Source organism: Lawsonibacter sp. (assembly GCF_022777125.1).
Lineage (GTDB): Bacteria > Bacillota > Clostridia > Oscillospirales > Oscillospiraceae > Lawsonibacter_A > Lawsonibacter_A hominis.
The window spans coordinates 38,565-46,991 of sequence record NZ_JALFGV010000088.1; the positions used below are offsets into that span (position 1 = coordinate 38,565).

Consider the following 8,427-nt stretch of genomic DNA (forward strand, 5'->3'; position numbering starts at 1 on the left):
TCCGCACCGAAAGGCCCGGCGCCTGCACATCGCAGGCGCCGGGCCTTTCGGCGTTTGGGAAACCGGCGGCCGCCGGGTCTTCCGCACAGAATATCCGGGATGCGGTCATAACAGCTTTCCGTCGTCCTCGTTGGTGGAATCGTTGTGATCCTGGCGGAACGCCTTCAGGTCCGCCCGGTGCTCCGCGATGGGTTTCGTCACCCAGCTATGGTAACAGATCCGGATGGCGTCCCGCTCCTCGTAGAGCATCTGATCCATGGCAATTTTCCGTTCGTTGGGTTCATACTGTCCGTCATGAGAGGTGTCATTATCCGACGCACCTGTCTCCGGAAATGACGGAGCTTCCTTTCCTTCCGTCGTCTGCGGACGACTCAACTCTGCCAGGCCTTCCCAGCGGATCTTTTTGTGAGGCGTTCGAAAAAGCTGCACGAAATTTTTGCCGGCCATTTCACAAGAAACCGAGGCAAGATTTCGTGCGAAGGGCCATTTCCGAGGCCGCGGCACGCCCCTTGCAGGCGAATTCTGAAAAGAGAGCGATAACAAGGCTTTTAGCGGCAGCGGAAAGAGCGGCTCCCCGACCGGGACCCTGAGAGAACACCCTTTTCCGCTGCCGGGGCAAACAGCGGCGGACGTACGCAGAAAACGCCGGCCTCCCATGCACGGGCTACCGCTGATATTCGAATTCCAGATTATAGAGGGAGACGGGATCCCCGTCCTGGATGCCCATCTCCTCCAGACGGTCGAACAGACCGCACTGGCGGAGCATCCGGTCAAACCAGTTGCGGGACTCAAAGTCTCCAAAGTTGACGTTGGCCATCAGCCGCTGAAGGGCGGGGCCCTCTACGATCCAGGTGCCGTCATCCTCCCGGGTGATGGTCATGGGCTCGCTCAAGTCCACCTCCGGCGGCCGCTCCACATACGTGGGCTCATACACCGTGATGGGCGGCAGGCTCTCCAGTTCACGGGCGGCGGCGTACATCAGCTCCCGCGTCCCCTGCTGGGCGGCGGCGGAGAGTTCGAAAAAGGGCATGCCCAAGCCCTCCGCATGGGCGCGCAGCGCCTCCAGTCCGGTGCGGTCGGCGGCGATGTCCACCTTGTTGCCCGCCACCAGCATCCGGCGGGAGGCCAGTTCCGGGCTGTATTCCCGCAGCTCCGCCTGGATGGCCTCGAAATCGGCCACCGGGTCCCGGCCCTCGCTGCCCGAAACGTCTACCACATGGATGAGCAGGCGGCAGCGGTCGATGTGCCGCAGAAAATCGTGTCCCAGGCCCGCGCCGTCGGCGGCGCCCTCGATGATACCGGGGATATCGGCCAGCACGAAGGAGACCCCCTCCTCCACGTACACCACGCCCAGATTGGGGGAAAGGGTGGTGAAGTGGTAGTTGGCGATCTTGGGCTGGGCCTTGCTGACCACCGAAAGGAGGGTGGACTTGCCCACGTTGGGGAAGCCGACCAGCCCCACGTCCGCCAGCAGCTTGAGTTCCAGGATCACCTGCCGCTCCTGACCGGGCAGGCCTGCTTTGGCAAAGCGGGGGACCTGCCGCGTGGGGGTGGCGAAATGCTTGTTGCCCCAGCCGCCGTTGCCGCCCCGGGCCAGTACGAAGGGCGCCCCGGTGGACAGGTCGCAGATGATCTCGCCCGTCGCGGCATCCCGCACGACAGTGCCGCGGGGCACCTTGATGACCAGGTTTTCCCCATCCTTGCCGGAGCAGCGTTTGCCCTGGCCATCCATGCCGTTGCCCGCCGCATATTTACGCTTGTAGCGGAAGTCCATCAGGGTGGACAGGTGGTCGTTGACCTCCAGGATCACGTCGCCGCCGCGGCCCCCGTCGCCGCCGTCAGGACCGCCGGCCGCCACGTATTTCTCCCGGTGGAAGGATACCACACCGTTGCCGCCGTTTCCGGCCCTTACCGTAATGCGGGCGGTATCCACAAAAGAAGCTGCCATAATTTCCCTCCTCCGTACAGGAAATGGCCCCGAACGGGATACGTTCGGGGCCATTAGTATACCCATTTTTACTGGGCGATCTCCACGATGGAGACCTGCTTGCGGTCCTTGCCCAGGCGCTCGAACTTGACCTTGCCGCTCTTGAGGGCGAACAGGGTGTCGTCGCTGCCCTTGCCCACGTTCACGCCGGGGTGGATGTGGGTGCCCCGCTGGCGGACCAGAATGTTGCCGGCCAGAACGTACTGGCCGTCGCCCCGCTTCACGCCCAGGCGCTTGGCCTCGGAATCGCGGCCGTTGCGGGTGGAGCCGACGCCCTTCTTGTGGGCGAAGAACTGAAGACCGATTTTCAGCATTGTGTTACACCTCCAAACACGTGTGTAGCAGTTGCGTGGGGAGTTATTCCTCCTCCACCACGATGATATTGTCCGGATACTCCTCGTGCAACGTGGTAAAGTAGACCATCAGGGCCGTCATCAAAGCCTGACAGGTGGCCTCGTTGGTCTGCCCCAGGGCGCCGGGGAGCTTGAGAGAGATGGACGCGTCCTTTTCCTTCACCTTCACCGCCGCGCCCAGGCCCAACACGTCGTTGACGGCGCACTCGGTAAGACGGACGGCGCTGGTGACTGCCGCGCAGAGCAGATCCTCCCCCGCTTCGGCGCAGCCGCTGTGGCCCGCCACGGTGAAGCCGGTGATGCGCTCCCCCTCCGTGCGGAAGGAAACGGTGGTCATCAGACGGAGATCTTGCCGATGGTCACCTTGGTATAGGGCTGACGATGGCCCTGCTTGCGGCGGTAACCCTTCTTCGGCTTGTACTTGAAGACGATGACTTTCTTGCCCCTGCCGTTCTTCACGACGCTGGCGTCCACCTTGGCACCCTCCACCACGGGAGTGCCAACGGTGAGCTTGTCGCCGTCAATGACGGCCAGGACCTTGCTGAAGGTCACGGCGTCGCCGGCCTCCGCAGGCAGCTTCTCGATGAAAAGGGTATCGCCCTCCGCCACCTTGTACTGCTTGCCGCCGGTCTCAATGATCGCATGCATGTAGTTTCAACTCCTTCATTACGGGCTCGCTGTCGGGGGTGGAACGAAGCGCGGCAGTGACGCGGCGCTTTTTCACTTGCTGACCCATTCAAAGCGGCTTTGATAGTATATCAGCCCAAACGGAGAAAGTCAAGTGCGATTTCCCGGAAGATCCGTGTTATAATCGTGGGTATGGAAGGGAATTAAGAGCGGTCTCTTCCCGCGGTTCTGCCGCGCAGATTCGAACCAGCGGCAAAGGCGCCGTTTCGGCGGCCCGGACGACGCTGCGGAAGGAGCGACGACCATGAGCCTGTTCTGCTGTCCCATCTGCCGCGCGCCCCTGGAGCGGGGGGAGCGGAGCTATACCTGCCCCAACGGCCACAGCTATGACCGGGCCAGGGAAGGATACGTCCACCTGCTGCCCGCCAACCAAAAGCACGCCAGAGATCCGGGGGACGACAAAGAGATGGCGGCCGCCCGCAGCCGCTTTTTATCGGCGGACTACTACGCGCCCCTGCGGAAGGCCCTGTGCGCGCTGGCCCTGGAGCACGCCGGAGCGGGGGCGGCGGTGCTGGACGCGGGCTGCGGGGAGGGCTATTATACCGCAGGGCTGTTCGGCGCGCTGGCCGTGGCGGGGCGGGAGAGCCGGCTGGCGGGCGTGGATCTGTCCAAGCCGTCGGTGCGTCTGGCGGCCAAACGCCTGCCCCATGGGGAATTTGCCGTGGCCTCGGTCTACCGCCTGCCGGTGGGCCGGCGGCAGATCGACCTGCTGCTCAACTGCTTTTCCCCCCTGGCGCTGGACGAATTCCGCCGGGTGTTGAAGCCGGGAGGCGTTTACCTGTACGTGGTGCCGGGGCCGGAGCATCTCTGGCAGCTCAAGCAGGTGCTCTATGAACGGCCCTATCCCAATCCGGAACAGGCGATCCCTTACGAGGGCTTTTCCTATGAGCGCATCGTACCGGTGGAGGCGGATCTGGCGGTGGAGGGGGCGGCGCTGCAGGATCTGTTCCGGATGACGCCGTACTATTGGAAAACGCCCAGAGCGGGCGCGCAGCGCCTGGCGGCGCTGGACGGGCTGAAGATGCGCGCTTCGTTCCGCATTCATGTGTTTCGGCGGGAAGGATAGGCATCCGGGCGGCGTCCGTCACAGCCCCGCTTCCGGGGATACAAAATTTGATCAGTATACCAGATCAGCCTGCTGTTTGCAAATAGAGAAGCAGTATGATATAATCAATCGGTTCCGGAGGCGCGGAGTGCTTCCGCAGCCTTCCCACCTGGGGGCGCGCCGGCGCTTCCGTTGATTTGAGGTCGCGTCCCCCGGACGGGGCGGGCGTTTGGGTACGAAAGAGCGTTTCGATGCCTGTGGGGACCTTGAATCAGGCAATTTGAAACAGAAGGGAATTTTGTACCAATGGAGATCAACGGCGAGCAAGTCAACGAGATCGTCAATTACGCGCAGCTGGACCTTTCCCCGGAGATCATGAAGGCAATCGACAAGAAGGGCTATGTCCAGGCCACTCCTGTGCAGGCGGGCGCGATCCCCTATTTTATGGATTGGAAGGACGTGATTGCCAAGGCCCCCACGGGCACTGGCAAGACCTTTGCATTCGGTATCCCCATGGTGGAGCACGTCGACCCCGCCGGTGAGGATGTGCAGGCCCTGGTGCTGGCCCCGACCCGGGAGCTGGCCGTGCAGATCCAGGAGGAACTGCGGGACCTGTGTGAATTTAAGGAAGGGGTGCGCACGGTCTGCCTGTACGGCGGCGCGCCCATCGACAAACAGATCACTACGCTGAAAAAGCGGCCACAGATCGTGGTGGCCACCCCGGGACGCCTGATGGACCATATGAAACGGCGCACGGTGAAGCTGGACAAGGTGCAGACCGTGGTGCTGGACGAGGCGGACCGGATGCTGGATATGGGCTTTGTCCGGGATGTGACCCGCATCCTGGACCAGATCAAGCATCGCCGCAACCTGGGGATGTTTTCCGCCACCATCTCCCGGGAGGTCATGGATATCTCCTGGGTGTACCAGCGCGACCCTGTAGAGATCACCGTGCGTCCCGTGGAGGACTCCAAGCCGGATATCCAGCAGTACCGCATCGACCTGGACGGCCGGGAACAGAAGGTGGATACACTGGCCGCACTCATTACCCACGGCGGGTATGAACGGGCCATCGCCTTCTGCAACACCAAAAATATGACCGACCGGCTGGCGGGGCTGCTGCAAATGCGGGGGATTTCCTGCCAGGCGATTCATGGGGATATCCAGCAGCGCATCCGGGAGAAGACGCTGGAGCAGTTCAAAAAGGGTGAAATGAAGGTGCTGGTGGCCACCGACGTAGCGGCCCGGGGCCTGGATATCGACGATGTGGACGCGGTGTTTAACTACGACGTGCCCGATGAACTGGAGAATTACACGCACCGCATCGGCCGCACCGGCCGGGCCAAAAAACACGGCGTGGCCTATACCTTTGTAGCCACCATTACCGAGGGCATCCGTATGGACGATATCGTACGCAATACCCGCGCGGAAGTGCAGCGGCTGAAGTACGACAAGGACGGCTGCCTGATGCTGGTGGAAGAGAACGGCAGATGATTTAACCCAATTTTAAAGGTTCCGGAAGGATTTTTTAACAGCGGCGTGGTATCATGTACCCAGAACGACAAGGAGGGGTCAACATGAATGAACCCAAAAAGCTCTATCGAATCGAGCAGGGAGCCAAGCTGTTCGGCGTCTGCGGCGGTATCGCGGAATACTTCAATATCGACGCCAACCTGGTGCGGCTGATCTGGGTGGTGCTCAGCCTGCTCACCGTAGTGGTGACCGGCGTTGTCCTCTATCTCATTGCCGCGCTGCTCCTGCCCAAGAAGAGCGACGTATATCCGGGTTATTAGCGAGTGCGCAAAAAGGGACGCGCCCCCCGTTTCGGGGACGCGTCCCTTTTGTCAAAAGAGTTTTTTTAGGGAATCGACGGTGTCCGAAAGTTTGCCGGCCGAGAGCTTGGCCTTCACGCCTTGAACGATCTGTTGGATTGCATCATCCGGCAAATCCACGCCCAAAAGCTTCTCCACGGCTTTGGCTGGGTTCTGCTGGAACTGAGCCCGCAGTGCGCTGTCCTTAGCGAAGGATTCCGCCAGCTGACGGATTTGAGCGTTGAGATCCATACGCCGCGCTCCTTACGCCTGCTCCACGATGGAGGCGTCGGGGGCGTTTTTCTTGACGGATTCGATTCCGTTCATGCAGCTGGCCATGGCCTTGTACCCCTCGCTGACGGCGATGATTTGGCCGTTGACCGCTTTCAGACGGAACCGGAATTCCCCGGCTTTGTCGGCGTAGACCTCGAACTTGGGGTGCTTTGCGGCGGGATACCCCTCCACGGTCTGATCCTCCACGGCCGCCGCGGGCGCGTTCTTCTGAACGCTGGCGATGCCCTTGCGGCAGGCATCCTCAGAGGTATAGACCTCTGAAGTGGCGATGGTTTCTCCGTTGCCCGCCTTCAAGTCGAACTTGATGCCGGTGCTGGTCTTTCGAATGACGAATTTACCCATGATATTGCCTCCCTTCAAAGTTAAAGCATCGGAATTCAGGAACAGAATACATCAAAAACATATAAAATGCAGGAAAAGCGGGGAAAAGGGCGAAGGCCGCCGCGGAGACACGGGAGAAGATGGATATGAACTTTTATGAGCGCGTATACTGCCTGGTGCGGCAGATTCCGCAGGGCAAATGCGTCAGCTATGGGCAGATAGCCCTGCTGCTGGGTTCGCCCCGGGCGGCCCGGGCGGTGGGATACGCCCTGCGTGCCTGCAGGGAACCGGGGGTTCCCTGCCACAGGGTGCTCCGGGCCGACGGTTCCGCCAGCTGCGCGTTCGGCCCGGGCGTACAGCGGTCTCTGCTGGAGGCGGAGGGCGTAGCGTTTACGGCGGAGGGCCGGGTGGACTGGACGCGGAGCATGTGGGACGGACAGGCTGAGGCGCGGGACGCGGCACACGGAGGCGGCCTGCCGCCGCTTGCTTATATTAAAGGTAGGAGGCGTTGACGGCGCGCCGGTTTTGCTTGCCATATGGATGCGGGCGTGATAACATATCGGTACACTGGGAAAACAAGGAGACGAAACCTGTATGATCGATTTTCACCCTCCCCGCCTGGAGGAAAAGCCTTGGGTCGACGAGCTGCTGCGGCGGGCGGACTACCGGGGCTGCGACTATAATTTTACCAACCTGTTTGTATGGAGCCGGGCGTACCACCAGGAGATTGCCCGGGTGGACGATTTTCTGGTGACCCATGTCTGCGGGCGGATGGGATGCAGCTTTATGTTCCCCGCCGGAGGCGGCGATCTGGCGAGCGTGATCCGGAAGCTGGAGGAGGAAGCGGCCCGGCGGGGCGAGCCCCTGCGGCTGGTGTGCCTTACCCCGCGCCAAATGGCGGAGCTGGAGGAGTTTTTTCCCGGTCAGTTTACCTTCACCGCCGACCGGGACGGATACGACTATCTCTACGAGATCGACCGCCTGGCCGATTTGGGCGGCAAGCGCCTGCATGCCAAGCGCAACCATATCAACCGTTTTATGGAGAACAATCCCTCCTGGACCTATGAGGAGATCACGCCCGAGAGCCTGGGCGAGTGCCTGGCCATGGACAAGGAGTGGTACCGGCGCTCTCTCGCGCGGGAGGGAGAGGCGGAGGAACGGGACCTGGGGGACGAGGGCGTCGCCCTTCGGCAGGCCATGGAGCATTATCAGGCGCTGGGCCTGGAGGGAGGGCTGATCCGGGTATACGGCGAGGTGGTGGCCTTCACCATGGGGGATCTGCTGAACAGCGACACCTACGACGTACACTTTGAGAAAGCCTACGGAGAGCTTCAGGGAGCCTACGCCATGATCAACCGTGAATTTGCCCGCTGGGTGCGCGGACGCCATCCCAATGTGAGATACCTCAACCGGGAGGACGACATGGGGGTGGAGGGGCTGCGCAAGGCAAAGGAATCCTACTACCCCGACCAGATGGTGGAAAAGCACACAGCGATGTGGAAGAGGGAGACCTGATCCGGCGGATCATTGGAAAGGAGGCGGGGCAGATGGTGGACATCCGCCCATCCAGGCCGGGGGAGATCCCGGCGCAGAAGGCGCTCTGGAAGACGGCCTTCGGGGACGAAGACCGCTTGATCGACTGGTTTTATGACTGCTGCATGCCGGAGGAGGATATGCTCCTGCTGCTGGAGGATGGACGCCTGGCTTCCATGCTGGCGCTGCTGCCCGTGTCGCTGTCCCTGCCCGGGGGCGTGGAGGCGTCGGGACGCTATGTCTATGCCCTGGCCACCGATCCCTCCATGCGCGGTAAGGGATATGGGCGGCAGCTGCTGCACTATGTGGACGGATTCCTGTCTTCCCGGGGGAGCGATTGTGTCACCGTAGTCCCCGCCGAGCCCAGCCTGCATAAGTTTTTTGCCACTGTGGCGT

Annotated in this window: 13 protein-coding genes; 6 read left to right on the plus strand and 7 right to left on the minus strand. The window is 61.8% G+C overall.

From position 1 onward, the window contains the following. Positions 1–105: 105 nt before the first annotated feature. The 5 genes from MR825_RS07655 to rplU form a co-directional block, all read right to left on the minus strand. Positions 106–258 (minus strand): hypothetical protein, encoded by a 153-nt coding sequence (locus tag MR825_RS07655; RefSeq protein ID WP_186906762.1) that lies wholly within the window; start codon positions 256–258, stop codon positions 106–108. A gap of 406 nt (positions 259–664) precedes the next feature. After that, the gene (gene obgE, locus MR825_RS07660) at positions 665–1,948 is read right to left on the minus strand and encodes a GTPase ObgE (RefSeq protein ID WP_186906763.1); all 1,284 of its coding nucleotides are present in this window, start codon (positions 1,946–1,948) and stop codon (positions 665–667) included. A 68-nt stretch (positions 1,949–2,016) separates the two neighbouring features. After that, positions 2,017–2,301 (minus strand): 50S ribosomal protein L27, encoded by a 285-nt coding sequence (gene rpmA / locus MR825_RS07665; RefSeq protein ID WP_186906764.1) that lies wholly within the window; start codon positions 2,299–2,301, stop codon positions 2,017–2,019. A 43-nt stretch (positions 2,302–2,344) separates the two neighbouring features. Further along, complete coding sequence (locus tag MR825_RS07670; protein WP_186906765.1) at positions 2,345–2,677, minus strand: ribosomal-processing cysteine protease Prp; 333 nt, start codon at positions 2,675–2,677, stop codon at positions 2,345–2,347. Beyond that, entirely contained in the window at positions 2,677–2,988 is a 312-nt protein-coding gene (gene rplU, locus MR825_RS07675) for a 50S ribosomal protein L21 (protein ID WP_287879961.1), read from the minus strand. Before rplU ends, MR825_RS07670 begins: the two co-directional genes overlap by 1 nt. A 283-nt stretch (positions 2,989–3,271) precedes the next feature. Here rplU and MR825_RS07680 point away from each other — a divergent pair, with 283 nt between their 5' ends. From MR825_RS07680 to MR825_RS07690, 3 genes are all read left to right on the plus strand, one after another. Continuing rightward, a complete protein-coding gene (locus tag MR825_RS07680) occupies positions 3,272–4,093 on the plus strand; it encodes a putative RNA methyltransferase (protein ID WP_186906767.1) in 822 nt (273 codons plus the stop codon). A 285-nt stretch (positions 4,094–4,378) separates the two neighbouring features. Beyond that, on the plus strand, positions 4,379–5,566 hold the full coding sequence (locus MR825_RS07685) for a DEAD/DEAH box helicase (RefSeq protein ID WP_186906768.1): 1,188 nt from the start codon (positions 4,379–4,381) through the stop codon (positions 5,564–5,566). 83 nt (positions 5,567–5,649) lie between these two features. After that, complete coding sequence (locus tag MR825_RS07690; RefSeq protein WP_186906776.1) at positions 5,650–5,865, plus strand: PspC domain-containing protein; 216 nt, start codon at positions 5,650–5,652, stop codon at positions 5,863–5,865. 51 nt (positions 5,866–5,916) lie between these two features. Here the strand turns inward: MR825_RS07690 and MR825_RS07695 are convergent, their stop codons facing one another. Next, positions 5,917–6,135: a hypothetical protein gene (locus MR825_RS07695; protein ID WP_186906777.1), complete on the minus strand. Its 219-nt coding sequence runs from the start codon at positions 6,133–6,135 to the stop codon at positions 5,917–5,919. A gap of 12 nt (positions 6,136–6,147) precedes the next feature. After that, positions 6,148–6,519 carry a YegP family protein gene (locus tag MR825_RS07700; protein WP_186906778.1) on the minus strand — a complete coding sequence of 124 codons (372 nt, stop codon included), beginning with the start codon at positions 6,517–6,519 and terminating at the stop codon, positions 6,148–6,150. Positions 6,520–6,644: 125 nt separating this feature from the next. On the opposite strand from MR825_RS07700, the gene MR825_RS07705 reads away from it, so the two are divergent. The 3 genes from MR825_RS07705 to MR825_RS07715 form a co-directional block, all read left to right on the plus strand. Then, the gene (locus tag MR825_RS07705; protein ID WP_256174668.1) at positions 6,645–7,010 is read left to right on the plus strand and encodes an MGMT family protein; all 366 of its coding nucleotides are present in this window, start codon (positions 6,645–6,647) and stop codon (positions 7,008–7,010) included. 82 nt (positions 7,011–7,092) lie between these two features. Beyond that, positions 7,093–8,013: a DUF2156 domain-containing protein gene (locus MR825_RS07710; RefSeq protein ID WP_186906780.1), complete on the plus strand. Its 921-nt coding sequence runs from the start codon at positions 7,093–7,095 to the stop codon at positions 8,011–8,013. 32 nt (positions 8,014–8,045) lie between these two features. Next, a partial coding sequence (locus tag MR825_RS07715; protein ID WP_287879965.1) for a GNAT family N-acetyltransferase occupies positions 8,046–8,427 on the plus strand: 382 nt, incomplete at its 3' end.

What these genes read in the sequence shown, in the direction of transcription:
- MR825_RS07695 (WP_186906777.1), bottom strand. Translation starts at nt 6,135, where the DNA reads ATGGATCTCAACGCTCAAATCCGTCAGCTGGCGGAATCCTTCGCTAAG.
- MR825_RS07705 (WP_256174668.1), top strand. Translation starts at nt 6,645, where the DNA reads ATGAACTTTTATGAGCGCGTATACTGCCTGGTGCGGCAGATTCCGCAG.
- MR825_RS07655 (WP_186906762.1), bottom strand. Translation starts at nt 258, where the DNA reads ATGGATCAGATGCTCTACGAGGAGCGGGACGCCATCCGGATCTGTTAC.
- MR825_RS07690 (WP_186906776.1), top strand. Translation starts at nt 5,650, where the DNA reads ATGAATGAACCCAAAAAGCTCTATCGAATCGAGCAGGGAGCCAAGCTG.
- rpmA (WP_186906764.1), bottom strand. Translation starts at nt 2,301, where the DNA reads ATGCTGAAAATCGGTCTTCAGTTCTTCGCCCACAAGAAGGGCGTCGGC.
- MR825_RS07680 (WP_186906767.1), top strand. Translation starts at nt 3,272, where the DNA reads ATGAGCCTGTTCTGCTGTCCCATCTGCCGCGCGCCCCTGGAGCGGGGG.
- MR825_RS07710 (WP_186906780.1), top strand. Translation starts at nt 7,093, where the DNA reads ATGATCGATTTTCACCCTCCCCGCCTGGAGGAAAAGCCTTGGGTCGAC.
- MR825_RS07670 (WP_186906765.1), bottom strand. Translation starts at nt 2,677, where the DNA reads ATGACCACCGTTTCCTTCCGCACGGAGGGGGAGCGCATCACCGGCTTC.
- MR825_RS07685 (WP_186906768.1), top strand. Translation starts at nt 4,379, where the DNA reads ATGGAGATCAACGGCGAGCAAGTCAACGAGATCGTCAATTACGCGCAG.
- obgE (WP_186906763.1), bottom strand. Translation starts at nt 1,948, where the DNA reads ATGGCAGCTTCTTTTGTGGATACCGCCCGCATTACGGTAAGGGCCGGA.
- rplU (WP_287879961.1), bottom strand. Translation starts at nt 2,988, where the DNA reads ATGCATGCGATCATTGAGACCGGCGGCAAGCAGTACAAGGTGGCGGAG.
- MR825_RS07700 (WP_186906778.1), bottom strand. Translation starts at nt 6,519, where the DNA reads ATGGGTAAATTCGTCATTCGAAAGACCAGCACCGGCATCAAGTTCGAC.